This window comes from Sphingobium sp. WR1, assembly GCF_059693745.1.
The window spans coordinates 1-25,971 of sequence record NZ_JCATID010000002.1; the positions used below are offsets into that span (position 1 = coordinate 1).

At 65.0% G+C, this 25,971-nt stretch carries 27 protein-coding genes and 1 tRNA gene; 10 read left to right on the forward strand and 18 right to left on the reverse strand.

What is annotated here, in order from left to right; genetic code table 11:
• Positions 1-37: 37 nt before the first annotated feature.
• Entirely contained in the window at positions 38-1,321 is a 1,284-nt protein-coding gene (locus AC58EF_RS02350) for a hypothetical protein (RefSeq protein WP_497274190.1), read from the reverse strand.
• Positions 1,322-1,410: 89 nt separating this feature from the next.
• Positions 1,411-1,486 (reverse strand) — tRNA-Ala (locus tag AC58EF_RS02355).
• 240 nt (positions 1,487-1,726) lie between these two features.
• On the opposite strand from AC58EF_RS02355, the gene AC58EF_RS02360 reads away from it, so the two are divergent.
• Complete coding sequence (locus tag AC58EF_RS02360; RefSeq protein WP_497274192.1) at positions 1,727-2,653, forward strand: DUF2171 domain-containing protein; 927 nt, start codon at positions 1,727-1,729, stop codon at positions 2,651-2,653.
• A gap of 192 nt (positions 2,654-2,845) precedes the next feature.
• Here AC58EF_RS02360 and AC58EF_RS02365 read toward each other — a convergent pair whose 3' ends face one another.
• The 6 genes from AC58EF_RS02365 to AC58EF_RS02390 all read right to left on the reverse strand — a co-directional run bounded on the left by AC58EF_RS02365 (position 2,846) and on the right by AC58EF_RS02390 (position 6,995).
• A complete protein-coding gene (locus AC58EF_RS02365) occupies positions 2,846-3,100 on the reverse strand; it encodes a hypothetical protein (RefSeq protein ID WP_497274194.1) in 255 nt (84 codons plus the stop codon).
• A 172-nt stretch (positions 3,101-3,272) separates the two neighbouring features.
• The gene (gene queA, locus AC58EF_RS02370; protein WP_497274195.1) at positions 3,273-4,307 is read right to left on the reverse strand and encodes a tRNA preQ1(34) S-adenosylmethionine ribosyltransferase-isomerase QueA; all 1,035 of its coding nucleotides are present in this window, start codon (positions 4,305-4,307) and stop codon (positions 3,273-3,275) included.
• Positions 4,308-4,453: 146 nt separating this feature from the next.
• Positions 4,454-5,206 carry a peptidylprolyl isomerase gene (locus tag AC58EF_RS02375; RefSeq protein WP_497274197.1) on the reverse strand — a complete coding sequence of 251 codons (753 nt, stop codon included), beginning with the start codon at positions 5,204-5,206 and terminating at the stop codon, positions 4,454-4,456.
• Between the two features lie 99 nt (positions 5,207-5,305).
• Positions 5,306-5,815 carry a pantetheine-phosphate adenylyltransferase gene (coaD, locus tag AC58EF_RS02380; protein ID WP_497274198.1) on the reverse strand — a complete coding sequence of 170 codons (510 nt, stop codon included), beginning with the start codon at positions 5,813-5,815 and terminating at the stop codon, positions 5,306-5,308.
• Between the two features lie 4 nt (positions 5,816-5,819).
• Entirely contained in the window at positions 5,820-6,734 is a 915-nt protein-coding gene (locus AC58EF_RS02385) for a polyprenyl synthetase family protein (protein ID WP_497274200.1), read from the reverse strand.
• Positions 6,735-6,740: 6 nt separating this feature from the next.
• Entirely contained in the window at positions 6,741-6,995 is a 255-nt protein-coding gene (locus AC58EF_RS02390; RefSeq protein WP_497274943.1) for an exodeoxyribonuclease VII small subunit, read from the reverse strand.
• 187 nt (positions 6,996-7,182) lie between these two features.
• Between AC58EF_RS02390 and AC58EF_RS02395 the strand changes: the two genes are divergently transcribed.
• Positions 7,183-7,566, forward strand: a complete 384-nt coding sequence (locus tag AC58EF_RS02395; protein ID WP_497274201.1) for a hypothetical protein — start codon at positions 7,183-7,185, stop codon at positions 7,564-7,566.
• Positions 7,567-7,694: 128 nt separating this feature from the next.
• Here AC58EF_RS02395 and epsC read toward each other — a convergent pair whose 3' ends face one another.
• The 9 genes from epsC to AC58EF_RS02440 all read right to left on the reverse strand — a co-directional run bounded on the left by epsC (position 7,695) and on the right by AC58EF_RS02440 (position 16,332).
• Entirely contained in the window at positions 7,695-8,702 is a 1,008-nt protein-coding gene (gene epsC, locus AC58EF_RS02400; RefSeq protein WP_497274202.1) for a serine O-acetyltransferase EpsC, read from the reverse strand.
• Between the two features lie 89 nt (positions 8,703-8,791).
• Positions 8,792-10,120 (reverse strand): ATP-binding protein, encoded by a 1,329-nt coding sequence (locus AC58EF_RS02405; protein ID WP_497274204.1) that lies wholly within the window; start codon positions 10,118-10,120, stop codon positions 8,792-8,794.
• Positions 10,117-10,827: a response regulator gene (locus AC58EF_RS02410; RefSeq protein ID WP_497274205.1), complete on the reverse strand. Its 711-nt coding sequence runs from the start codon at positions 10,825-10,827 to the stop codon at positions 10,117-10,119. The genes AC58EF_RS02405 and AC58EF_RS02410 overlap by 4 nt, the downstream gene beginning before the upstream one ends.
• A 166-nt stretch (positions 10,828-10,993) precedes the next feature.
• Entirely contained in the window at positions 10,994-11,851 is an 858-nt protein-coding gene (locus tag AC58EF_RS02415) for a TorF family putative porin (RefSeq protein WP_497274207.1), read from the reverse strand.
• A 294-nt stretch (positions 11,852-12,145) separates the two neighbouring features.
• Entirely contained in the window at positions 12,146-13,642 is a 1,497-nt protein-coding gene (locus AC58EF_RS02420; RefSeq protein WP_497274208.1) for a SulP family inorganic anion transporter, read from the reverse strand.
• A gap of 3 nt (positions 13,643-13,645) precedes the next feature.
• Complete coding sequence (locus AC58EF_RS02425; protein WP_497274209.1) at positions 13,646-14,344, reverse strand: carbonic anhydrase; 699 nt, start codon at positions 14,342-14,344, stop codon at positions 13,646-13,648.
• Positions 14,345-14,523: 179 nt separating this feature from the next.
• Entirely contained in the window at positions 14,524-15,234 is a 711-nt protein-coding gene (locus AC58EF_RS02430) for a response regulator (RefSeq protein ID WP_497274210.1), read from the reverse strand.
• Complete coding sequence (locus tag AC58EF_RS02435; protein ID WP_497274212.1) at positions 15,231-15,689, reverse strand: hypothetical protein; 459 nt, start codon at positions 15,687-15,689, stop codon at positions 15,231-15,233. Before AC58EF_RS02435 ends, AC58EF_RS02430 begins: the two co-directional genes overlap by 4 nt.
• A gap of 118 nt (positions 15,690-15,807) precedes the next feature.
• Positions 15,808-16,332, reverse strand: a complete 525-nt coding sequence (locus tag AC58EF_RS02440; protein ID WP_497274214.1) for a hypothetical protein — start codon at positions 16,330-16,332, stop codon at positions 15,808-15,810.
• A gap of 225 nt (positions 16,333-16,557) precedes the next feature.
• Between AC58EF_RS02440 and AC58EF_RS02445 the strand changes: the two genes are divergently transcribed.
• From AC58EF_RS02445 to AC58EF_RS02455, 3 genes are all read left to right on the forward strand, one after another.
• Positions 16,558-17,526 (forward strand): magnesium and cobalt transport protein CorA, encoded by a 969-nt coding sequence (locus AC58EF_RS02445; RefSeq protein WP_497274215.1) that lies wholly within the window; start codon positions 16,558-16,560, stop codon positions 17,524-17,526.
• Positions 17,527-17,741: 215 nt separating this feature from the next.
• The gene (locus AC58EF_RS02450) at positions 17,742-17,975 is read left to right on the forward strand and encodes a hypothetical protein (protein WP_497274217.1); all 234 of its coding nucleotides are present in this window, start codon (positions 17,742-17,744) and stop codon (positions 17,973-17,975) included.
• Between the two features lie 279 nt (positions 17,976-18,254).
• Complete coding sequence (locus AC58EF_RS02455) at positions 18,255-19,646, forward strand: exopolysaccharide biosynthesis polyprenyl glycosylphosphotransferase (RefSeq protein ID WP_497274218.1); 1,392 nt, start codon at positions 18,255-18,257, stop codon at positions 19,644-19,646.
• A 98-nt stretch (positions 19,647-19,744) separates the two neighbouring features.
• On the opposite strand, the gene AC58EF_RS02460 is transcribed toward AC58EF_RS02455, so the two are convergent.
• Positions 19,745-20,194, reverse strand: coding sequence for a hypothetical protein (locus AC58EF_RS02460; protein WP_497274220.1), 450 nt, complete (start codon positions 20,192-20,194; stop codon positions 19,745-19,747).
• Between the two features lie 93 nt (positions 20,195-20,287).
• Between AC58EF_RS02460 and AC58EF_RS02465 the strand changes: the two genes are divergently transcribed.
• From AC58EF_RS02465 to AC58EF_RS02485, 5 genes are read left to right on the forward strand one after another with little or no spacing between them, the layout of a single operon-like run.
• Positions 20,288-21,445, forward strand: coding sequence for a hypothetical protein (locus AC58EF_RS02465; RefSeq protein WP_497274945.1), 1,158 nt, complete (start codon positions 20,288-20,290; stop codon positions 21,443-21,445).
• A gap of 22 nt (positions 21,446-21,467) precedes the next feature.
• The gene (locus tag AC58EF_RS02470) at positions 21,468-22,292 is read left to right on the forward strand and encodes a polysaccharide biosynthesis/export family protein (protein WP_497274221.1); all 825 of its coding nucleotides are present in this window, start codon (positions 21,468-21,470) and stop codon (positions 22,290-22,292) included.
• The gene (locus AC58EF_RS02475; RefSeq protein WP_497274222.1) at positions 22,289-23,698 is read left to right on the forward strand and encodes an AAA family ATPase; all 1,410 of its coding nucleotides are present in this window, start codon (positions 22,289-22,291) and stop codon (positions 23,696-23,698) included. Before AC58EF_RS02470 ends, AC58EF_RS02475 begins: the two co-directional genes overlap by 4 nt.
• Entirely contained in the window at positions 23,695-25,053 is a 1,359-nt protein-coding gene (locus AC58EF_RS02480; protein WP_497274224.1) for a GNVR domain-containing protein, read from the forward strand. The genes AC58EF_RS02475 and AC58EF_RS02480 overlap by 4 nt, the downstream gene beginning before the upstream one ends.
• Positions 25,050-25,955, forward strand: a complete 906-nt coding sequence (locus AC58EF_RS02485) for a P-loop NTPase family protein (protein ID WP_497274225.1) — start codon at positions 25,050-25,052, stop codon at positions 25,953-25,955. Before AC58EF_RS02480 ends, AC58EF_RS02485 begins: the two co-directional genes overlap by 4 nt.
• Positions 25,956-25,971 lie beyond the last annotated feature (16 nt).

The window sequence follows — 25,971 nt, forward strand, 5'->3', positions numbered from 1 at the left end:
TGCGCTTGATCGATGAGCGCGCGTCCGGTCAGCTTCGCTACCGTCGAACTACACCATCACCCGGGGCACGACCGATGATCGCATCCCCCGGCGTGCTGAAACCATGCTCATCGTTGCGGCAGCCCGTGTAAATGGGTCGCAGAAAGATGCGTTGGAGTTCCTCCTTCTCAAATGGCATTTTCGCCATTGAACCGTCCGGCCGCTTTCCGCTCGGTATCAAGCCGCTTGCATAATTTTTGAGAAGATAATCATGTCCGCTGGCCCATTCGCAGAACCGCATGAGTTGGCCCAGATATTTCTCCTGCGTGGCATAGGAGAGTGTGGGTCGGCCGGGGACATGGTTCTGCGCGACCGTGCGCAAACTCATCCCTGATTTAATCTGATCCTCGAAGTTTGGAGGAAGTTTGCCGATCACGTGGGCAAACTCTTCGCACGCCGCCTTGGTCAATGTGGAGAGCGCCGTCTCAGGCCCAAAGAATGCCACGATGTGCTTCAATTCCGCACGATACCGATCCTTAGTCTTTTCCGTCTGCTCTTTTCGGAACAGGGTGTCCAGATAGGCTTGCTGCACACCGCCAAACGTAGGTGCATGCCGCAAAGGTGATATCAGCGCAGGGGCAGAAGGAGCTGGAACAGGCTCTAAAAAGGCAACGTCATCAAGCCCTTTGGAATAGTCCCCGTCCAAGTGCCGACGCTCCATCCGGGCAATCTGCAAGGCAGCGCGACGAACCAGCTCCCGAAGCAATCGCGCTTCCGACGAATGGAAATCTGCGCGCATACCGGCTTTGGTCAGCAGGTCGGCTTCGATTGACTGCACGACGCGCATCGTTCCGATGTCTTCTGGAGCGCGAAACATCGCGATGCGATCTTCAACCTCCATCACATATTCTTCGCGGCGCTGGCCATCCATAGCCTCGTCGGGAGGTGACGCGTCCACTTCCGACCGTGCTGCCAGCAGATAGTCCCGCGCCAGTCGCCTTGCATCCAAATCGGTCAGCAATGGAAAAGAGGGATCGGTCGGCCGAACTGGCGCGGCAATGCGCGAAGGGACGATTATCCCCTGCTCTCGCGCCACCGACTGGCTGATCCGCTCATGCGCCTCATGGATTTCGCGCTGAGCGGCCTGAACCGCGAGATGATATTTACGCTCATGCTGGCGCGCAGGCTCTCCGGCCTCTTTCCACGCCGACACACCCAACGACTTGTTGTAATCCGACCGGCCCAGATGCGCGGCCACGTCATCAGGGAAGCGCCTGCGGTAATAGAGATTTCGGCTACCCGCACGTTCGACGACGTATGGCGGTTTTGGCATTTCTTCCATGGCCCTGTGTTACACATCGGTGCAGCAAAGAGGCAAGAGAAGCCGCAGATTTCCGCCGATTGGCAGAAATCCGCAGGTTTTGGGAAAATTGGTGGAGCCTAGGGGGATCGAACCCCTGACCTCGTCATTGCGAACGACGCGCTCTCCCAGCTGAGCTAAGGCCCCTAAAGGAGCGCTGCCTATAGGCGAGCAGTTTGGCCCATGCAACGGTCTTTTGCGGAAAAAATTCCGCCTGTCCCTGATCTCGATCAAGCCCGTGGAAATCCGCGGGTTTCCGGCACGGCAAGGTGGTGGATGGGCCGGATATTACCCCTGCGTAACGCCCGGAACGATGCCCCTGCCCGACCATTGATCCCCCGACGATGCCGACGATGCGTCGCCATGGACAAACCAAGGAGAAGGACGATGGGTTATCAAGGCGGACGCCGCTATGGCGAGGATCGCTATTCGACCGGCTGGGACCGCGGAGACCGTTATCGGGCCGGGCGCGACTGGCGCGACGACCGTGGCTCTCGCTACGGCACACGCGGCCAGTTCGGCGGCCCCGATCCGCGCCGCCCCCCGGCCGATTATGATTATGAGGAACGCGGCTTCTTCGACCGGGCCGGCGATGAGGTCCGCAGCTGGTTCGGCGACGAGGAAGCCGAACGCCGGCGCGAATATGATGAATATTATAACCGCCCCTATGGCGATCCACGCGACCAGTCGAGCCGGCTGGGCTATGCGTCGGCCGCGCGCAGCGACTATCTGCCGGGCCGCGGCTATGCCCCCTATACCGGCGAACGCAGCGGCTATGGCAGCGAGGATCATGGCTATCGCAATCGCGCCTTCGGCCCGCAGCAGGATTATGGGGCGCATCACGACAGCAACTATCATGCCTGGCGCCAGCAGCGGATCGATGAACTCGACCGCGACTATGCCGAATATCAGCGCGAGAATCGCGACCGCTTCAACAGCGAGTTCAGCGGCTGGCGCACCCGTCGCGGCGAACAGCGTCAGGCGGTCAGCCAAGTCAAGGAACATCAGGAAGTGGTGGGGAGCGACGGCGAGCATGTTGGCACCGTCGACAAGCTGCGGGGCGACCGCATCATCCTGACCAAGAGCGACCAGGATGCCGGAGGCGTGCATCATTCCATCCCATCAAGCTGGATCAAGTCGGTCGACGCGACGAAGGTGACGCTGGAAAAGACCGCCGACGAAGCCCAGCACGCCTGGCGCGCCGAACGCGAGCAGAATGCCCTGTTCGGCGACCGCGATCAGGATCGTGGCGGCTGGACCAGCGAAGGCTATGCCAGCAGCAGCACCGGTTATAGCGGCAACCGCTATCGCTGATCGCGGCTGACGGCAGGGAAGAGGCCCGGTCGGCTTTACGACCGGGACTCCTGCATCATGGATGCGGTGGGGTTACTGGAGCATGATCCGATCAGATTGAATCGGATCATGCTCTAATTTTCCTTTGTTTCCCGCATTTTCCGAGTCGTCAGATGTTTCCATCTAACTTGAAAATGCTCTAAACCAATCGCGTCAGCAGACCGCGCGCAACGCCTCAGGCAGTTCATCGGCGCTCGAACCGGAACGGGCGATGCGCGGACGGGCGCTGTAAGTGCTGAACTGTTCCAGCGGCAGCGCCGTGCCGCAAAAAGCGCATTCCGCCACCATCCGACCGACGATCCATTGCTGCCGCGTGCAGGACGGACAGCGATTCGCCCCACCAGCATGATAGAGCGGGCTGAAACCCTTCGTGAATGACGGCCGGGCCGTCCCAAATGCGATCTGCATCGATTTCTTCCTCCATTTGCCTGAGGAATCAACGCGCGGGATGCAAAAGGTTTCACTTGTGAACCAAAAAGACATCGACCACCCAAATCGCAGCGACGCGCCGGTCGAGATGTTGGTCGCCTCCGCGCCGAAAAGCCATGGCGACCGGGTGGATGCCCCCTGCCCTGACGGTCTATCGCTGCGGTAACAACAGGCTGGAGTCCCCGTAGGAATAGAAGCGATAGCCCGTTTCGATCGCATGGGTATAGACCGCCTGCATCCGGTCCCGCCCCATCAACGCGCTGACCAGCATGAAGAGGGTCGATTTAGGCAGATGGAAGTTGGTCATCAGCCCGTCGACCGCCTTGAAGCGATAGCCGGGCGTGATGAAGATGCGCGTTTCGTCCGCGAAGGGACGAAGCAGGCCGTCCTCACCCGCCGCGCTTTCCAGCAGGCGCAGGGATGTGGTGCCGACCGCGATCAGCCGGCCGCCCGTCGCGCGCGCAGCGTTCAGGCGATCAGCAGTCGCGGCGTCGATGCGGCCCCATTCGGCGTGCATCCGGTGATCGTCGGTGTCATCGGCCTTGACCGGCAGGAAGGTGCCCGCGCCGACATGCAGCGTCAGCGTCTCGGTCTTGACGCCCGCCTCGGCGATCGCGGCCATCAATTCGGGCGTGAAGTGCAGCGCGGCGGTGGGCGCGGCGACGGCGCCATCCTCGCGCGCGAACATGGTCTGGTAATCGCTGCGATCGCGCTCGTCGGTCGGGCGCTTGCTGGCGATATAGGGCGGCAGGGGCATCCGCCCGGCCCGCTCCAGCAGCAGCTCCACCGGCTCGTCGCCCTCGAAGTCCAGCGTCACGCCGCCATCCTCGTCGCGGGCGCCGGCAATGGCCGCGACGCCCGCGCCGAAATCGATCCGGTCGCCTGTCCGCACCCGCTTGGCGTTGCGCAGGAAGGCCTGCCACTGACGCAGCCCCTGCCGCTTGTGCAGGGTCGCGCCGATCCTTGCCTCGCCCCGCATTCCTTCAAGCTGGGCGGGAATGACCTTCGTATCGTTGAACACCAGCACGTCGCCCGCGCGCAGCAGGGACGGCAGGTCGCGCACGACATGATCCTGCATGTCATCCTCGCCCGGCACCAGCAGCAGACGCGCACTGTCGCGCGGCGAAGCAGGGCGGAGCGCAATATTCTCCGGCGGCAGGTCGAAATCGAACAGGTCTACGCGCATGGCGGGACTATGCCTTGTCTATACAGACATTCGTTTCAAACGCAGCCGACGGACGATCGCGCGGACCGCTTCTCGACTTCGCTCGAAGCGAACGGCGGGAGGAACAAGCCAACTGAGCGGGACAGGTTCCAGCCGGACGATCCGGCTTATTTCTTCGGCGCTGGCTTGGTGGGGGCCGGAGCGCTCGGGGTCTCGATGATCGAGGGCGGCGGCGATGGCGCGGCCGTCACCGGCGGCTTGCCGTCGCTTTCGATCGACGCCTGGAGGATCACGGTCGGGTCGGCTGGCGGCTCGCCCTCATGGATCGCGTCGACATATTGCATCCCTTCGATCACGCGGCCCAGCACGGTATATTTCTTGTCGAGCTGCATACGCGGCAGCAGCACGATGAAGAACTGGCTGTTGGCACTGTCCTCGCTCTGGGCGCGGGCCATCGACAGCGTGCCGCGCAGATGCGGCATCGGGTTGAACTCGGCCTTCAGGTCGGGAAGCTGCGAACCGCCGGTGCCGTCGCCCTTGGGATCGCCGCCCTGCGCCATGAAGCCGGGGATGACGCGGTGGAATTTCAGGCCGTTGTAAAAGCCCTGGCGCGTCAGTTCCTTGATCCGCTCGACATGGTTGGGCGCGATGTCGGGGCGCAGCTGGATGCGCACGCGGCCGCCGCTCGACAGGTCGAGATCCCAGATATTCTGCGGATCGGCGGGCACGGTGGCGGGAGGCAGCTTGAGCGTGGGGTCGGCGCCGAGCGATTTGGCATTCTCCTGCGCGCGCACGGCGGCTTCCGCCTTCTTCATCTCCTCGGCATTGCCGCCGCCACCGCCGCCCTGGGCGAAGGCCACGCCGGACGCGGTGAGGGCGAGGCCGATCGCCACGGTCTTGAGCGCGCTAGTAAAACGCATGAATGAGGCTTTCCTTACACAAACTTGCCCGATGGGTCGCATGGCCCTGATAGCGCGCTGATCGCGATTGGCAACTGAACGCAGGCTGAAACCGAAGGATTAAGCGCCCTTGCGGCCGATCTCATCGACCCGCGCGACCACTTCGTCGCGCACGGCGGGGCTGACGAACTTATGGATCGGCCCGCCATAGAGGGCGATTTCCTTGACCAGCCGCGACGCGATCGGCTGCAACGACACGTCCGCCATCAGGAAGACGGTTTCGACCCGGCCGTTGATCTGCTGGTTCATGCCCGCCATCTGATATTCATATTCGAAGTCGGCAACGGCGCGCAGACCACGGATTATCACGCTGGCGCCCTGCGATTCGGCGAAGTCCATCAACAGCGAATTGAAACCGGTGACGACGATCTCCGTATCGATCCCGGCGCATTCGCGCCGGACCATCTCCAGCCGTTCCTCGTCGGAGAACATGGGCGACTTGGCGATGTTGGTGGTGACGCCGATCACGAGCTTGTCGACCAGCTTCGCGCCACGCCGGATGATATCCATATGCCCCAGCGTGACAGGATCGAAGGTGCCGGGATAGACGCCGATACGTTGCTTCGCCATGAACTTAACGGTCCCTTTCCACAATATAGTCGGCGATGGCGCGCAACAGATCCGCCTCCGCACCGAAACCATGAAGATGCGCCTTGGCCTGCGCGACCAGCATATGCGCCCGTTCGCGCGCCGGTTCCACGCCCAGCAGCGAGACGAAAGTTTCCTTGCCCGCCGCCGCATCCTTGCCCAACGCCTTGCCGGCAAGGTTGGCGTCGCCCTCCACATCGAGCAGGTCGTCGGCAATCTGGAATGCCAGGCCGATGTCGCGGGCATAGCCGTGCAGTCGTGTGCGCGCGTCGTGCGGCAGGCGCGCCATGATCGCGGCCGCCTCCACGCAGAAGGCGATCAGCGCGCCGGTCTTGAGAGTCTGCAACCGGGTGACGGTAGCGAGATCGAAACGGGTCTTCTCCGCCTCCAGGTCCATCATCTGCCCGCCCGCCATGCCGGCCGGACCGCTCGCGACGGCCAGCGCCTTGACCAGCTCAACCCGGACGAAGGGATCGGGATGCGTCTCCTCATCGGCCAGCACTTCGAAGGCCAGATCGTGCAGGCAGTCGCCCGCCAGAATCGCCGTCGCCTCGTCGAATATCATGTGCACCGTGGGCTTGCCCCGGCGCATATCGTCATCGTCCATCGCCGGCAGATCGTCATGGATCAGCGAATAGACATGGATGCACTCGATCGCGAGACCGACGCGCAGCGCCGAATCTCGGGAAATGTTGAACAGGTCGCACGCCGCCTGCACCAGCAGCGGGCGCAGCCGCTTGCCGCCGCCGATCGCGGCATGGCGCATCGCTTCGTAGAGGCGGCGGCGCGGATCGTCCGGCACCGCCAGCAGCCGATCGAAGGCGGCGTCGATCGCCATCACGACGCCGGCCGCGCGCATCTTCACCAAGGCGGTTGCGGAGGCGCCCCCTCCCCCGGTCATGCCGCGTCAGTCCGCGCCGAAGGGCTGCGCGCCGGCAACAGCGCCATTGGCGTCGACCGTCAGCTTGGCGATCCGCGCCTCCGCCGCTTGGAGCCGGTCGGCGCAACGCTTGCGCAATTCCTCGCCCTGCGCGTAGAGCGAGATCGATTCGTCGAGCGGAACGTCCCCGCTTTCCAGCCGGCGCACAATCTGTTCGAGCGCGCGCAACGCATCCTCGAAGGACAGGGTCGAAAGATCGGGGGTGGAAACATCCTCAGCCATGCCTCTTGCATTGGCCGTGCCCACGGTCCCGGTCAAGCCCGGACGCGGCAATAAGCTATTTGCGCCCATTTCCTTCTTTACCCGTTCCTGTCATCAAACAGTCATGACGTCATATCAGGGGGCATGGCGGTTATCCCGTCATTTTGCGTTGACGCACCATGTTGCACATGCACATAAAAGGATCGCTATGAAACACTATTTCCCCCTGATCGCCTTCGCCAGCGTCGCGCTGCTGTCGGCTTGCAACAAGAGTGACGAACCCGAAGTCGTGGGCGGCCCCGCCGACCCGATGGCGGCCCAGCTCGCCAACGCCGCGCCGGTCGAACTGCCGCCGTCGGTGAAGGCCAACAAGCAGTATCGCTGCAAGGACAACAGCCTGATCTTCGTCGACTTCATGAGCGACGACAAGACGGCGCTGCTGCGCACCGAGAAGAACGGCGCCGCGACCTCGCTGAAGGCCGCCGAAGCCGGTCAGCCCTTCACCGCCGAAGGCGGATATGAGGTCAAGGGATCGGGCAACGACGTCACCATCTCCATACCCGGCAAGAGCGCGCTGGCCTGCCACGTCTGATCCGACTTCTTCTTCTGGTTCAACAGGGCCGGACCTTCCCTAGGGTCCGGCCTTTTCTTTTGCCCGCAAAACCAAAGGGCGTCGAAGCCGGAACCGGCTATATATCAGCCACTACCGTCCGCTCCAGCCTAGATATTCTCCCCGATCCCGTCGGTGCTTTCCAGCAGGGCATGGACGCGGTGAGGGGCGGACACTTCGACGCGGCTGGTCACTTCATATTGCGCCTTGGCCTGGCGGACGTTGGAGTCGGCCGGCACGCTGTCGGTCAGCCAGACATTGCCGCCGATCACCGACCGGCTACCCACGATGATGCGCCCCAGGATCGTCGCCCCGGCATAGACGACCACATCATCCTCGATAATGGGATGGCGCGGCAACGCCTTTTCGAGCTGCCCCTTCTCGTCCGCCGGGAAGCTGCGCGCGCCCAGGGTCACGCCCTGATAGAGCCGCACCCGGTCGCCGACGATCGCGGTTTCGCCGATGACGACACCGGTGCCATGATCGATGAAGAAGGACTGGCCGATCGTCGCGCCGGGGTGGATGTCGATCCCGGTCTTGCCATGTGCGATTTCCGAAACGATTCGCGCCACCAGCGGCGCCCCAAGCTCATAGAGCCGATGCGCCAGCCGGTGATGGATGATCGCCAGCATGGACGGATAGCAGATCAGCACCTCATCCACGCTGCGCGCGGCGGGATCGCCCAGGAAGGCGGCGTCGACATCGGTGTCGAGCAGCACGCGCAGGCCGGGCAGGCTCTGGGCGAAACCGCCGATGATGCGCGCGGCTTCGCGATCCACCACCTGCGCCGGCTCGTCCTTCAGCGCATAGATCAGCTCGAGCCGTATCTGCCCGTAAAGGCGACTCAGCACCGTTTGCAGCGTCTCGGCGACATAGGCGTCTTCATTGTGGAGGCGCACGAAACTGGGGCCGAGGCGCAGCGGGAAAAGCGCGCCGCAGAGCGACTGCATGATCTTGGCCAGGTTGGCGCGCGAGGGGAAACCTTCCGCGCCATATTCGGCGTGGTGCTGCTGCGCCTGCCGCCAGCGGCTGCGCGCGACGCTCAAATCCGCGACAAGCTGGTCCAAATCCCAATATCCCTCGACAACGCGGTCGTCTTCCGGTCCGTCTGCGATCATATCAGCCTCATGCGCTTATTGCAGTCGGCATAGCTTGGGTGCGGGCGGGGCGATAAACGAGTTTTGCTTGGGGCCGGACAGTTTCTCTTTTAGGCGCGCGTCGCCGCCTTGGGCAAATGCAGGCAGATTTCGGCGCGCAGACCGCCTTCGGGACGGTTGGCGAGCAAAAACTCCCCGCCCTCCGCCGCCACCGCCTTCTGCACGATGGCAAGCCCCAGCCCCAGCCCGCGCGTATTGCGCTGGCGCGCATCGTCGAGGCGGGAGAAGGGCCGTAACACTTCCTCCAGCCGCTCGCGCGGAATTCCGGGGCCGTCATCGTCGACGCGGATCAGCACCTCGCTGCCCTTGCGCTCCAGCGAGACGCGGGCGCGATGGCCATAATGGAGCGCATTCTCGATCAGGTTGCGCACCGAGCGGCGCAGCGACAGGCCGCGCACCTCCATCTCCAGATGGTCCGGCCCTTCATAGGTCACATCCTGGTCATGATCCTGGAAGGCATCGACCACGGTTGCGATGCTGACCGCTATGTCTGTGCGGACCGGCGGCTCGGGGTCCTTTTCCCCGCCCAGGAAGGCGAGCAGCGATTCGAGCATCGCGCCCATTTCCTCCAGATCGCCACCCATGGCTTGTTGCACTTCAGGGTCCTTCACCGTCTCCAGCCGCAATTGCAGCCGGGCGAGCGGCGTGCGCAGGTCGTGGCCGACCGCCGCCAGCGTCTCGGTCCGCTCGTCGATCAGGCGATGGATGCGCGCCTGCATCGCGTTGAAGGCAGTGATGAGATTACGCACATCGCTGGTGCCGGCTTCGGGCACGATCACTTCCGATCCGCGGCCGATCTTGTGGGTCGCATGGGTCAGGTCGCGCAGCGGCGCCAGGGTCCGGCGGATCAGCAGCAGCCCCGCCACCAGCAGCGCCACAACCGGGATCAGCGCCAATCCCATGCGGCCGATGGTGAAGGCCCATTTGCCGCCGCTATTATGCATCGCGAAATAGAGCCAGCTGCCGTCATGCAATTGCAGCCCGCCGTTGATTTCCGAATGGCGGGCCGGGTTCAGGCGCAGCCACAGGCGGGATTTTTCAAGGCTGGGTTCCCAGGCCACGATCTGCTGCCGCATCCGCTCCAGTTCGGGCGAGAGCGGCGGCGGCGGCGGCGCGACCTGCGACCAGTGGACGTCATAGCGGTCGGTGGTAAGTTGCAGGCCCAGCGCAGGCCGCTCCCCGCGCGGCTGTTCGGCCAGAAGCTTGCGGGCGATGACCAGATGTTCGGCCAGCCGCCGCGCCTCGTCATCCTGCAGCGAGAGATGGCTGGCCCGCTCGTAGATCAGCGTGCCGACGGCGAACTCCAGCGTCACTGTCAGCAGCAGGATCGCGAAGAGCCGGCCGAGCAGCCCCAGCGATCCCCTGACATGCCGCCTCAAGCGCGGCTGACCTCTGCGTTGAACATATAGCCGACCCCGCGCACGGTGGTGATCGGCGCGCCCTTGTCCTGCGTCGACAGTTTGCGGCGCAGGCGGCTGACCAGCACGTCGATGCTGCGGTCGCTGCTGTCGCCCATGCGGGTGCGCGACAGTTCGATCAGCCGTTCGCGCGCGATGACGCGCTGCGGGTGGCTGAGAAAGGAACCGAGCAGGTCGAATTCCGCCCCGGTCAGGTCGACGATCGCGCCGGTGGGCGAGCGCAGCTCGCGGCGGGGGAAGTTGACGCTCCAGCCGTCGAATCGCGCCTCGCTCTCGCGATGTTCGTCCGGGCCGCGCTCCACGCCGACGCGGCGCAGGATGGCGCGAATACGGGCGATCAGCTCGCGCGTGCCGAAGGGCTTGGGAAGATAATCGTCGGCGCCGAGTTCAAGGCCGACGATACGGTCCGTCTCGCTGCCCTTGGCGCTGATGAAGATGATGGGGACGTCGCTCTTGCGCCGGATCTGGCGGCAGAGGTCGATGCCATTGGTGCCGGGCAGCATGACGTCGAGCACGACCAGGTCGACCGGGCCGGCGTCGAACGCCACCCACATTTCCGGTCCCGAGGAAGCGGGGCGGACCTGATAGCCATGTTCCTGGAGCGCCCGGGCGGTCAGGGTGCGCAGCGGCGGATCGTCTTCGACGAGGATGATCGACGGAGCGGTCATGAAGGCGTCAGCGCGGACAAGGTCATAGGCGGGAGATAGGCCCCGCCGGAACGGGGGTCAACTGCGCGGCCCGCTCGAAAGGGTCGATCGCGACTGGAGCAACAATTTGTCACGACGGGGAAAAGCGCCGGCCCGCCATCGGGGACGGGCCGGCGCTTTTGCAGGATCAGAAGGCGGCCGAGATCGAGAAGACGACCTGGCTGCGCGCGATCGACTTGCCGGCATTGTCGGCGTCCGCGACCGAGAAGTTGGGACGCAGGTAAGTTTCCTCGACGCGGGCGATGTCGGTGTCGACATAGGCGACGCCCAGCGTCAGCGGCGTGCCGGGAATGGCGACGTCGGCGCCCACCAGCCAGTCGAGATATTTGCCGGTCGGCGCGACCGACGTGCCGTTGGGGCCAAGGCCGCTATTGCCCTTCGACCAGCCCAGATGCGCCTTCAGCGTGACCGGGGTATTGGGCACCGAACCGCTGACATCGCTCCAGACATAGAAATTATCTTCCTTGGCGCCCGGATCGTCGGGGATGCCCAGCGCATAGGTATCGGCGCTGTTATACCATTTACCCAGCGCCTGCTGCTTGGGCGCATAGGCGACCCCGACCAGGCCCTTCACGGGACCGAACTGGTGCGACAGCTTGACATAGGGTTCGGCGAAATCGGTTTCGTCCGCGCCCGACGGATACATGTACCAGGTCAGGCCGACGTCCAGCGTCGTGCCTTCGCCGAGCGGAATGGCGTAGCCGGCGAACAGGTCCAGTTCGATGCCGGCACCGCCGAAGGTGCCCCATCCCGCCAGGTTGGATGCCCAGGTGCCGACATAGGCGCCGCTTTCATGGGTCGCGGTGATACCGCCCTGCACGGCCATGGCCCTGTCCGACTGCGACACGCCGCGAAAGCGATAATCGGACACGAGGCCGACGCTGCCGGTTACGGTGACGGGGCTGGAGGGTTCATCCTGAGCGAAGGCCGGCGCACTGGAAAGGAGCGCGAGGGCGGCACAGGCGATTTGATACTTCATGAACATTCCCCTTTTACGAAAGAATGTTCCGTCCTGCATCCGCAGCAGCCCGAAGATCTTTGGTTGATCGTCTCCGATACCGGCGGATGTCTCTGGACTATTCCCTCCCGTCCCGCAGGCAAACCGCTTTTGCCGCACCTGCGAAAGGATCGGGAATATTGTGATATAGGAAGCACGGTTATTTGCTAAAGGCGCAATTTATATTTCCAATCTGTTTCTAAATCGTATCAGAATGAAAAAAGCCGCCGTGCCCGGGGGTGGCACGGCGGCTCCTAAGTCGCCTTGTTCGAGGGGGGTGGATCAGGCGACGAGCTGGCGCATCCGTCCGGTTGCGCCGAACAGTTCGACCGGGGCGCCCGCGCCACGGCGGCGATCGACCCATTCGCGCAGCATTTCCGCACACGTATGGTCGATATGGCCGAGGCGCTCGACATTCAGGATGACCAGACCGGCGGCCGGCAGCGATTCGAGCTTCGCCGACAGCTTGGGCAGGCTGAGGAAGGTGGCGGTACCGCGCAGCGCCACTTCATGCGCATCGGCGCGGCTTTCTTCCTCGACCTTGAGGCGCAGCCGCTTGGCGTGCGGCAGCAGCTCGATCATCGACAGGCCGATGCCCACCAGCACGCCGGTCAGCAGGTCGGTCGCCACCACGCAGATCAGCGTCGCCGCCCACACTACGGCCGGGAGCGGACCATAGAGGTGGAAGAGATGCTTGACGTGCGCGACGCTCACCAGCCGGACGCCGGTGATGACCAGGATGCCGGCCAGCGCGGCCATCGGGATTTCCCGCAGCAGCCAGGGCAGCAGCGCGACGAAGCCCAAAATCCAGATGCCGTGCAGGATCGCCGACAGGCGGGTCTTCGCGCCCGCCTGGACGTTGGCGGAGGAGCGGACGATGACACCGGTCATCGGCAGCGCGCCGGCGAAACCACAGAGCAGGTTGCCCACGCCCTGAGCGCTGAGTTCGCGGTTATAATTGGTGCGCACGCCGTCATGCATACGGTCGACCGCCGCCGCCGAAAGCAGGGTTTCGGCGCTGGCGATGAAGGCAATGGCGATGGCTGTGGTGATGACCGTCGGATTCAGAAGCTGCGCCAGCAGCCCGCCTTCGGGCAGCGTCACGGCGGCGACGATCGATTCGGGCACGGTCACGCGCGCGACCGGCAGGCCGAGGAGGAAGGCGACCAAAGTCGCCAGCACGACGCCGACCAGCGCGCCCGGCACCAGCTTCATCGAGGCGGGGCGGAATTTCTCCCAACCCAACATGCCGAAGATGGTGACGAGGCCGACCGCGAAGGCCGTCGCCGCGCCGCCATTCGACAGGCCGAGAATCTGGCCGGGCATCGCGACCAGATTGCGCAAGCCGCTGGACAAGGGCTTATCGTCGAACAGCACATGGAACTGGCCGACCACGATCAGCACGCCGATGCCCGCGAGCATCCCGTGCACGACCGCGGGCGAGATGGCGCGGAACCAGCCGCCGACCCTGAGCAGGCCAGCGACGATCTGGATCGCGCCGGCCAGGATCAGGATGGGACCAAGGGCCGACAGCCCCTGTTCCCGGACGATTTCGAAGACGATGACCGCAAGCCCCGCGGCCGGGCCGCTGACCTGCAGCGGCGAACCCGCCAGCAGCCCGACGACGATGCCGCCGATGATGCCGGTGATCAGGCCCTTTTCCGGCGGCACGCCGGAAGCCACGGCGATACCCATGCAGAGCGGCATCGCCACCAGGAAGACGACGATCGACGCCGTGAAATCGCGGCTGAGATGACCGCCGGAAAGAGCCTTCACCATGATTTACTCCGCCGCTTGGGCAAAGGCCGCTTCGCCCGCGAGGCGACGGCCGTGGGGAAGCGCGATCGGCATCGGCGCGCCTTCGCGCAGGGGCGAGAAGCGCCCGGTTTCGCCGTCCAGGCCGAGCACCTGACCGGCGTGGATGTCGACATACCAGCCATGCAGGGCGATATCGCCGCGCGCGATGCCCGATGCGACCGAGGGATGGGTGCGCAGATGGGCCAACTGGGCAACGACGTTTTCCAGCGCCATGTTGCGCAGCTTTTCCGCGTCGCTCAGATCGTCGGGATAGCTTTCGCGGCAGACCTTCTGCGCGGCATGGCTATGGCGCAGCCAGGCGGCGACGTTCGGCATGGCGGTCAGGTCGGCATTGGTGGACAGCGCCTTCATCGCGCCGCAGTCGCTATGGCCGCACACGATGATGTCGCGCACGCCGAGCACCATCACCGCATATTCCACGGTGGAGGTGACGCCGCCATTCTGGGTGGCGTGCGGCGGCACGATGTTGCCGGCGTTGCGGCAGACGAACAGGTCGCCGGGCGCGGCCTGCATGATGTGTTCGGGGACGATGCGCGAGTCGGCGCAGGAAATCATCAGCGCCTTGGGGCTCTGCCCGTGGCTCGCCAGTTGATTGTATAGCGCGCTCTCGTTCGGAAAGACCTTCGTCTCAAAGCTGAACACGCGACCGATAAGCTCGTTCATGGAGTCTATCCTTCTTTCTATGGCGGCGCCGGTCAGGGGGCGGACCGGTGTAGAATGAAGAATAGGGATGCGGCTTTGCTGCAACGCAGCGCATTTGTTAAATAATATGTCTGGCTAAAAAAGGTGCGACTGGCGCGCCGAACCGCGGAAAACCGCCATTCGGCGCAGGGATTTCCGGGTCATCGCCGGTCGACGACGGCGCTGAACATATATCCGACGCCGCGAACCGTAACAATCGGCGCAGCGCAGCCGCCGCCACCCAGCTTCCGGCGCAGGCGGCTGACCAGCACGTCGATGCTGCGGTCGGACGAAGGCGTATCGCGCACCCCCGCCAGCTCCATCAGCCGCGCGCGGGCGATGACCGTCTGGGGATGATCGAGAAAGACCGTCAGCAGCGAGAATTCCGCCGCAGTCAGTTCCACCGGCTGATCTTGCGGGTCAGTGACCTCGCGCCGGGCGAAGTCCACCACCCAGCCGTCGAAGATCGCCTGGGTCTGGCGGCGAAGGCCGAGCGCCCGCTCCCCCCGCCCCCGGCGCAGCACGGCGCGCAAGCGGGCGGCAAGTTCGCGCGCCGAATAGGGCTTGGCCATATAGTCGTCGGCGCCCAGTTCCAGCCCGACCACCCGGTCGACCTCCGAACTGTTGGCGCCGACCAGAATGATCGGCACGTCGCTGCGTTCCCGCACGTCACGACACAGGTCGAGGCCGTCCGGGCCGCGCAACGCCGCGTCCAGCACGAGCACGCCGACCGGCGCGCTCGTCAGGGCGTTGAAGATATCGTGCGCCGAAGCCGCGGGCAGCGCGCGGAAGCCGCTCTGCTCCAGAAATTCACGCACATTATGCCGCAAATCCGGTTGGGTTTCGGCAATCAGGACCAGCGGTGGATTCATCCGCGCTGCTTGGCGTCCGGCACGGTCAGCGCACGCACGCCGTCCAGTTCGTCGACCAGCACGGCGCGGTCCTGCCGCGCGACGGCGACGGCTTCGGCCGCCTTGGCCCTGGCATAGCGGGCGACCTGCGCGTCGATCTGGCTGCGTGCGGCGGCGCAGCTGCCGGCATAGCTGCCCGACAGCGGGGCGAAGCGATGGATCGCCTTGCCAAAGGCGGGCACGGCGCGGCCCTGCGCGGCGACGGCGCGGTTGACGGTCAGGTCCGCCTGCCAGCGGCAGACCGGCACCGCGCCGCGATTGGCGAAGCGCGGCTCGACCTCGCGCAGGCTGACCGCCGGCTGGGCATGATAGCTGGCGACATAGGCCTGGGCGCCATGGTTGATCTCGACGCTGTGGACCGGGGCGGCGGCCGCGGCCAGGGCCGCGACGAACTGGGATGCAATGGTGAGGAACATGGACGCTACTCCTTCGCGCCAGGCCGGAACGACCGGGCGATTGCGTCGGGTGTAGGTCCGATGAATGTCTGCGTAATTGGCTGAGTGTAACAAATCATTGCTGACGCAACTCAGCGCCTCATTGCGCGGCCATCAGCGCCGGCATGGGCTGCACGCCATTGGTTACATGGTCGACCAGCGCCGCAAGCCACAGCGCGTCGCCAGCCGCCCGATGCCGCGCCACGCCCTGCCCGTCGGCATGGGCCACCGCCGCGCCGATCCGCGCCTCGTCCGCGCCCTGCTCGTCGAAGAGCGTGGCGACATGCTCGATTCGGAAGGGTGTGGCGACGTCCGCCGCCTGCGCCAGCGTTTCAAGCCAATATTGATCGACCAGGCTGTCGGCGATGATCCGCCGCCCCTGCGTTGCGGCCACCAGTTCCGCCAGCACGGTTTCGACCGGCCATCCTTCCGCCGCGATCCGGGCGCGGCTGAGGCCGTGCAGCGCCTCGGCCTCGACCGTCCAGTCCCAGTCCGCCCAGCCGTGATGCGGCCGGATCAGCCAACTGCGCGCCATCCCGCCACCCGCGATCCCGACCTCGATCGGGAAGGAACGCCCATGGCGGGGCAGGCAGGACGCCTCGAAATCGATTGTGATTATGGTCAATTTTCAGGCTCCGATCGCGCGCGCCGCCGGCCCTCTCCAGCCTGTCCGACGCGCTTCGTGGTGCGCTCCCTATTCACTGCAACTATGTCAGGGTGAAGTCAGGCGCTACCTCCTTTTGGGAAAATCATATGAGCAGAAGCGTCGGCGCGGCGAACCGCCCGTCATGGGGGACGCCGCGGCAAGCTTCTGCTAATCAACGGAAACAATGAGGAAACAGAAGCAATCATGACCGTTGTCGCCGCCTATCTTTACCGCCATGGCGAGCGCGTGCGCGCCGTCTCGATCGACGAACGAATCGCGCCGAACGAGGACAAGGCAGAGTTCGTCTGGATCGGCGTCGCCGACCCCAGCGTCGAGGAAATGCAGACGCTGGCGCGCACCTATGGCCTGCATCCGCTGGCGGTGGAGGATGCGATCAAGGCGAACCAGCTGCCCAAGGTCGACCTCTATGGCGACCAGCTGTTCGTCATCGCCCGCACCGCCCATGTGGAAGCGGACATCATCTGCTACGGCGAAACCGCGATCTTCGTGGGCCATAGCCATATCATCACCGTCCGCCATGGCTCCGCCCGCGCGCATCTTACCCTGCGCAAGGAACTGGAGGCGGTGCCCTCCCGCCTGGCGCAGGGGGTGGATTATGTGCTGCACGCCATCCTCGACTTCATCGTCGACGGCTATCTGCCGATCATCGAGGGAATCGAGGAGGAAGTGCTGGCGATGGAGCAGCAGATGATCGACCATTTCCTCGGTCGGGAAGAGATCACCCGCATCTTCAACCTGCGCCGGCAGCTGATCCGCTTCCAGCACATCCTGCTGCCCATGCAGGAGGTGGCGACCAAGTTCGTGAAGGTGGAGCTGCCCTGCATCGACCCGGAGGCCCGCGCCTATTTCAGCGACGTGCGCGATCATGTGCGCCGGGTGCAGACCATGGTGGACGACCTGCGCGAAGTGCTGAACAGCGTGTTCGAATCCTCGACCCTGCTCGAACAGCAGCGCACGGGGGACATCACCCGGCAACTCGCCGCCTGGGCCGCGATACTGGCCGTGCCGACCGCGATCGCGGGCATATATGGCATGAACTTCGAATATATGCCCGAACTCAAGGAGCGGTTCGGCTATCCGGTCGTGCTGGGGGTCATCGCCCTCATCTGCGCCCTGCTCTACGCCCGTTTCAAGAAGCTGAAATGGCTCTAGCGGGCCAGCGGCGGTCCCGATCGCGACCGATCCAAATCGGCGTCTTTCGGCCTTTGGACGGTGAGCCGACTCGCTGAATCTACCCCTTTTGCGCCTCTCCCTGTCCTATCTGACAAAACTGGCAATCCGCCCGAAAAACTATATCGTTCATGTGCCCGAGAAGGCTGAAGCAAAAACGGCCGATCGATCGATAGGCGAAGACGGAAAACGCGCGCATGACTGGCCTCCCTACCGAACCGAGCGAGAGGATGATCGACGCGGAAGCGCCATCCGCCTCGCCCCGTCATGATCCGCCGACGCGGATCGGGGATTATGCCGCCTCCCCCTCCACCGACCGCGCGCCATTTCACGCCCGGGCGGAACGGGCCGTCGAGCACCTGTCCAGATGGGCAGGGCCTCTCGCCCTTTCGGGCATAGTCCTTTTGATCGCCTGGTGGATCATCGACTGATTCGACGGCAATCTGCGTCCCTATCGTTTCCAATCATTGCTACCGCAGCGCAGCGTCGCCTTCGCTCAGGTCGTCGCGACTTTGGGGCGATATGTCCATGCCGCCCCTCAAGTCGTCGGAAAACCGCTTCTTCGCGCCTTTCTCCCGATTGCCAGCGCGCGATTATTATGGCGTGCTGCTGCGCAACATAAATCACAGCGTAGGGGATGACCTGAAACCGGGCCGCAATGGCGGCACGGTGCATGGTCATGACGTCATGACGCGAACAAAGGGTTGCAGATGTCGAAAATCGATCTGGCGATCAAGGATATTCCTCGTTTTCAGCCCGCTACCGCCGCCAGCCTGCGGAACGTCCGGCTGATCCTGTGCCTGTTCCTCCTCGTGGCGGATCTGGTCGCACTGACGACGGGCTTCGCCCTCGGCCTGAAGGCCGCGGGCCAGCCCGTCATGTCCAACTGGCTTTGGCAGCCGCTGACGGGCGGAATGATCGTCTACGGCGTCCTCGCCTTCCACAATCAGGCCTTCAATCCCCGCTGCCTCACCAGCATGACTTCCTCCTGCCGCAGCGCCATCATGGCGCTGGCCGGCACCCTGCTGATCTTCCTGCTGGTGGTCTTTTCGCTGAAGGCGACCGGCACCCTGTCACGCCTGGGCGTGTCGTCGGGTATCTTCACCAGCGCGGCGCTGATCATGCTCCAGCGGGCGATGATCGTGCACGCGGTCCGGCGCCATTTCGGCGAGGGGCTGTTCGCGCAATTGCTGATCGTCGACGGCGGGGTCATGCCCGACCATGTCGACGGCATGACGGTGATCGAGGCGGACGCGGCCGGCCTGCGCCCGGACCTGGACGATCCCTATATGCTCCACCGGCTGGGCACGATCCTGGAAGAATTCGACCGGGTGGTCATCGCCTCGGCCGTCGACCGCAAGGACGATTGGGCGCAGATGCTCAAGGGCGGCAATATCGTGGGCGAGATCATCGTCCCCGACCTCGATTCGATGGCGCCGCTCGCGGTCCAGACCTGTCGCGGTATGCCGACCCTGGTGGTGGCGCGCGGCCCGCTGAACCTGGCCAACCGGGCCAAGAAGCGGCTGCTGGACATCGTCCTGACCGTGCCGGTGCTGATCGCGCTGGCGCCTGCCATGGCGGTCGTCGCCATCCTTATCAAGCTGGACTCCCCAGGCCCGGTCTTCTTCCGCCAGGAACGGATTGGACGGGGCAACCGCATCTTCCACATCCTCAAGTTCCGCAGTATGCGCGTGAACCAGGCCGGTCAGGACGGCGGCACCTCCACCCGGCGCGACGACGACCGCATCACCCGCGTCGGCGCCTTCATCCGCAAGACCAGCATCGACGAACTGCCCCAGCTCATCAATGTGCTGATGGGCGAGATGAGCCTGGTCGGCCCCCGTCCCCACGCGCTGGGATCGACCGCCGAAGATCAGCTTTTCTGGCAGGTCGACCGCCAATATTGGCATCGCCACGCGCTCAAGCCTGGCATCACCGGCCTGGCGCAGATCCGCGGCTTCCGCGGCGCGACCGAGACGCGGCGCGATATCCTGAACCGTGTCGAGGCCGACCTTGAATATCTCCATGGCTGGAGCCTGATGCGCGACATCGCGATCATGGTCGGCACGCTCAACGTCCTGGTCCACCGCAACGCCTATTGATGGATGGAGCCAGTTGATGGATGTGGCCGGACGGCCGGGAATGCGACGAGCCGTTCCCGAACTGCCCGATATCCCTACCTTTTGTTAACCCTCGACAGCTATCCCGCCTGCATCAAAAACAGGCGGGATTTTTTTGTGTCATGCGGAACCAGAAGTCTGCTGTAATCGTTGCACCTCATCCAGCCGGAGAAACGCGCGCAAAAGCGTTCGTTCCGGCCCGTTCTCACGCCGCTCCAGATCTGACCGATCGGTTGGAAACCGCTGTTCAGTTCGTCTCCCGCTGGGCCGGAGTCGCCGCTTTGCTGGCGACCATGGCGGCCATCGTCTGGGCGATTCTCTAAGGCGGAAACGCCCGATTTAGCTTGCTGCCAGATTAACAGATACGACATGGCGGGTTCCGGCCTGTAACCCGCCCATTTCGGACGATCCGAAGCGTTGCTTTGCTGCGACCAATTGCATTCCGGCGAGTGTGCACGGGATGCAAAGAGGGTTAGCATGACCGCATTGCTGCAACGCAACAAGGATTCCTGTTTTTGATCGAAAATCATCGCCCGCCCTCGCGGAGGGGCAGTTGCGTGACAGGTATGGACGGCAGACCGCGTCGGCCGTGCTTCAAGCGCGCCGCGATCGGGACCGTTGCGATTTTGGCGATGGCGCCCTTTGCTGCGCTTGCACAGGAAGATGGCGCGCCGCGCGCGCCGTCCGATGATCGGCGGCTGGCCGATTATGGCTTTCACCTGACCGCCGGACTCGACCTGCTCTATGACGACAATGTCTATCGCGTCGACGATGCGGTGGACGATCCCAAAAGCGACCTGATCGTCACCCCATCGATCGAGGCGACCTTCGGCCGGCCGATCGGCCGGCACGATATATTGCTCCGGGGCAAGCTGGGCTATGACCGCTTCATCTCGGCGGAGCAGCGGAGCAAGCTGCGCATCGATACGGAGGCGAAGGCCAATATCCGTTTCGGCGCTACCTGTCTGGTCACGCCGCGCGCCGCCTATCGGCAGCAGCGCGCCAATTATGGCGACCTGAACAGCGCGACCGAAAATCTTCAGCGCTTCACTAGCTTCGGGGCGAAGTTCACCTGCGAGCGGCCGGGCTTGTTCCCTGTCGCCGAATATAGTCACGACCTGACGCGCAACGCCGACCGGTTCGACTATGCCGACCAGACCAGCGACAGCTTCATGGGCGGCATCGGCTACAACAAGCCGAGCCTGGGCACGCTCACCGCTTATTATGAACGGGTCAACAGCAAGCGCGACACGCTCGGGATCGAGAACCGGATCAACAGCTGGGGCCTGCGCTTCCAGCGGTCGGTGTCGCCGCTGACCCAGATCGACGCCGACCTGCGCTGGCTGGACGTCGACAGCGATTCCGCCGCGGTCGGCAGCTATGACGGGCTGGGATGGAAGGTAAGCCTTTCCACCAACGCCATTTCCCGCCTGAAATTGACCGCCGCCACGGAAAGGGCGATCGTCAACGACAGCCTGATCGCGGCGGGTTTCGCGATCGAGACCAGCTATCGGGTGCAGGGCGATTTCGCCATTTCCGAACTGACGTCGGCCGGTCTTTATGCGGAATGGGAGCGGCGCAAGTTCCGGCAGGACGCCGCGCTGCGCCCCTTCACCATCAATTCCGACCGGAACCTGCGGCTGGGCGCGGTGTTGACCCGCAAGCTGTCGGATCGCTTCGCGCTGACGCTCGATGGTCAGCACTACCGGCGCCGGACCGACACCGACATTTCTCAATATAGCGGCACCCAGGTGACACTGGGCGCGACCATGACATTCTGATTGATCCAGGGAGTATAGACCTGTGAAAGCAGCCAAGACCCTGACCCTCCTCCAGGCCGCGACCCTGATCGCGCTGCCGGTGGCCGCCATCGCCCAGACCGCGCCCGCTCCGGCGAGCACGGCCGCCGTCGCCCCGGCAGCGTCGCAGCCTGCGGCCGCCGGCTATCTGCTCGGCCCGGACGACGAGGTGAAGATCGCGGTGTTCGGCCAGCCGGACCTGTCCACCACCACCCGCATCAAGCCGGACGGCACCGTCCTGCTGGCGCTGATCGGCCCGATCCAGGCCAATGGCAAGAGCACGACGCAGCTCGCGCAGGACATTGCCGCGGGCTATGCCAGCGGCGGCTATCTGACCAAGCCGTCGGTTAGCGTCGAAGTCAGCAATTATGTCAGCCGCTTCGTGACGGTATTGGGCAATGTGCCGCAGGCGGGCAATTATCCGCTTGACCGCCCCTATACCGTCGCGTCGATGCTGGCCAAGGCCGGCGGATCGACCAAGGACGGCGCCAATGCGGTAATCCTGACGCCCGCCGAAGGCGGCGCGCCGATCCGCATTTCGCTGGCGGAGATGTCGGCGGGCGCCAACCGGCCGCTGAAGCCGGGCGACACGCTGTTTGTGCCGCAGGCCGAGAAAGTCTATGTCTATGGCCAGGTTCAGCAGCCCGGCGCCTTTTCCTACGCGCCGGGGCAAAGCTTCCGCCAGGCGCTGGCGCTGGCGGGCGGCCCGACGCTGGCAGGGTCCACAAAACGCATAAAAGTACGCCGGGGGGGGAAGGAAATTCAGGCCAATCTGGACGATCCGGTCCAGCCTGAAGACGTCCTCATCATCCGGGAGAAACTGTTTTGACCGCGATAGATCAAGGAATCTGGCATGAACGACCCGGCCTGTTGAGCCGGTTCCTCTCTTCCGCGCGCGGCGACGCGCGGCGCAACGACCGGCTGATCCCGGACGAGGTGGTGCTGCAACCCGATATGCGCGCGCTTCCCGGCTTTCGCCATGACGAGGAGGAAGAGGCTGCACCGCAGCCCCGCCCCCTGTCGATGAGCGCCATGGCCGCGCCGATCCGGCCGATCAGCCTGCGCCGCGACAGCATCTATGCAGCCTTCAACACCGCGATGCCGGTGACGGATCGCCATGGCCTGGCCGGTCGCAACAGCGAGTTGGAAAGGCTGGTCGAGGCGGTCGTCGTGCAGCGCAAACATGCCGTCGTGTTCGGCACGCGCGGGTCGGGCAAGACGTCGCTCGCGCGCGTTTTCGGCGATCTCGCGGACGAGGCGGGGTGCATCGCCCTCTACGCCTCGGCTAGCGGAGAGTCCGATTTCGACGCGCTGTTCCGCCCCTTTCTGGCGGAACTGCCGATGAGCAACGCCGGGCGCGAGCGGCTGAAAACCATGCTGGGCGAGCGGATCGACGTGGCGCGCCTCGCCCCGCTGCTGGTCGAGGAGGTGCGCGAACGCTCCATCCTCATCATCGACGAATATGACCGGGTCGTATCCGACAGCGCCAAGCAGGATGTCGCATCGCTGCTGAAGCTGCTGACCGATATTCATTCCCCGGTGCAGGTGGTGCTGGTCGGCATCGCCAGCGATATTGACGGACTGATCGCGGCCCATCCCTCGCTGCGCCGCCATCTGGCGCCGCAGCGGGTCAGCCCCATCCCCCGCCCGCAGTTGGAGCGGCTGCTGGAAAGCTGCGCCACCAACGCCCGGCTGACGATCGCCGCCGACGCCATGGAGACGCTGGCGAGCGCGGCCATGGGATCGCCCTATCATGCCCGCCTGTTCGGTATGCACGCCGCGCTGATCACGGAGGCGGCGGGACGCGATCTGGTGACGCTGGCGGACGCCGAACGGGGCCTGGCCGACGCACTCACCGGTTGGTCGGAAATGAGCGACGCCACTTATGCTCTGTTCCGCCGCATCCTGTGGGAAGCGGGGGCCAATCGCCGCATGATCGGCCTGGCCGCCGTCGTGGCGGCGCAGATGCTGGCCATTTCCTATGAGCGGCTGGTGCGCCTGGGCCATGAGGTGCTGGGCGGCGGATCGATCAACGAGGGTCAGGCGCGCGACGCGATGGCCCGGTTGCAACCGGCGCTGGTCGCCACCCCCAATGGCGAATTGTGGATGTTCGAGGACACGCTGGCGCCGCAATTCCTGCTGCTGATGGCCAAGCAGCCGGTGGCTGCTGCGCCGCCCGAACAATCGCCAGCCGAAGAGATGCGCGCATTGCTGCGAGGAGTGGACGGGCTATGAGCATGAACCCCATCGATTTGCTGGCCGCGCTCCAGGCGCGCTGGCGGACCGCCGCGACGATCGGCGGCATCCTGTTCCTGCTGATCGCGGTCGTCGCCTTCATGCAGCCGCGCCAATATATGGGCACGGCCTCGCTGCTGCTCGACCTGTCGCAGACCGATCCGACCTCGACCACGAACGATCAGGGCAGCCGGATCGACGTCGAAAGCATCATCGGCACCCAGACCGACGTGATCCGCAGCGCCAAGGTGATCAACGCCGTGGCGAAGGAAGCCGGCTTCGTCGACGCCCTGCCCGCCGATATGCCTGCTGCGGCCCGGTTGCAGCAGGCGGCCGCGCAGGTGCGCGCCAACCTGACCATCACCACCGGCCGGCAGAGCAATGTGCTGCAACTCCAATATCTGGACCCCAGACCGGACGTGGCGGCCAAGGTCGCGAATCTCGTCGCCAAAATCTACATGCGCGAACAGGTGGAGCTGCGCGCCTCGCCCGCGCGCGGATCGGCCAGATGGTTCGACGAGCAGACGCAGGAAGTGCGCCGCCGCTATGAGCTGGCGCAGAAGAAGCTGTCCGACTTCCAGCGCGCCCATGACATCATCGGCATCAACCGCATGGACCTTGAAGCCGAAAAACTGAAGAATATGTCCTATCAGCTGACCCAGGCGCAGGCCGAAGCCGCCGCCGCCCGGTCCAAGGCGCGCGCCGGCAGCGTGTCGGACATCGAAGGGTCGCTGATCGTCCAGAATCTGCAGGAGCAGGTCGCGGCGCAATCGGCCCGCGTGTCCGAACTGGCGAAGACGCTCGGTCCCAACCACCCGACCATGGCCGCCGCCAGCGCCCAGCTGTCCGAATTGCAGGCGAAGCTGGGCTCGGCCCGCGCCAGCCAGGCCGGGGCGGTCAGCGCCAACAGCGTCGCCGCGAACAGCCGCGAGGGCGACCTCAAGGCCAATATGGCGTCTCAGGAAGACCGCATGATCCGCATGTCGGATGTGCAGGACCAGCTGATGGTGCTCCAGCGCGACGTCGACGCCGCGCGCCAGACCTATGACACGGTGCGCCAGCGCTTCAACGAGGCGGCCCTGAAGAGCCAGATCTCCCAGCCCAACGCCAGCCCGCTGGACGAGGCGGTGGTGCCGCTGCTGCCCGCCAAGCCCAACATCCCGCTGATGCTGGTCGCCGGCATCGCGCTGGGCCTGGTCGGCGGTGTGGCCGGGGTCATCCTGATGGAGATCGTGCATCCCCGCGTCCGATCGGCCACCGGCGTCGCCCGCGCCACCCAAGTCGATGTCATCACCGAACTGATGCCCGTGCCCATCCGGGCCGGGTGGTTCCCCAAGCATAAGGAAGCCGCATGAGACTGCGTTCCACCGCTGGCGCCCCGCCGCAGATGAACCCCGGCGGCACCGCCGCTGCCCGTCCCCGCGCCCGCGACAGCAAGGGTTTTGCCCGGCTGGCGGTCGAGCATGGCTTCCTGCCCGAGGCCGATGTCGCCCGGATCGAGGCCCATGCCCGGACCGAGGGTCTGGCGCTGCATGACGCGGCCGTCGACCTGGGGCTGCTGGACAGCGAGGATGCCGCCATGCTTGCCGCGCTCCAGGGCGGCTTCGCCCTGTTGCCCGCCGGCGATCCGCGCGTCGACCCGCTGGTCGCGGCCGCATTCGACCCGGCCGATCCCTATGCGGCCAAGGTCCGCACCATCCGGTCCAAGATGCGGGCTGTCGCCAAGGATGGCGATCCGGCGGCGCTGAAGCTGGCGGTGCTGTCGATCGAGGCCGGCGACGAAGGCGCGATCATGGCCGCCAACCTCGCCGTCGTCACGGCCCAGATGGACGGGCCGACCATGGCGGTCGACGTCGACATGGACCGCCCTTCGCTCGACCGGCTGTTCCGTGTCGCCAACAAGGCAGGCCTGGCCGAACAGCTGATCGGCAGCGCGGCGCTACTGCCCGCCGCCAAGACCGCGGTGGAGGGATTGTGGCTGATGACCGCCGGCCGCGCATCGGGCAGCGCATCCAGCTTGGTGACGCGCGGCCCGCTGGCCGAAACCGCCGGCGGCTGGGGCCTCAAGGACATGACGATGCTCTTCTACCTGGCCGAACGCAAGGGCGAGCAGACGCCCTATGGCAGCATCCTCGCGGGCTTCGACGCGGTGACGCTGGTGGTGCGGCGCGGGAACACCGCGATCGCCGACATGCGCCGCGTCATCGACGATCTCGATCGCCACGGCGTCCCGATCGCCGGGACGGTGATTGCATGAACGATCTGGCTGCCGG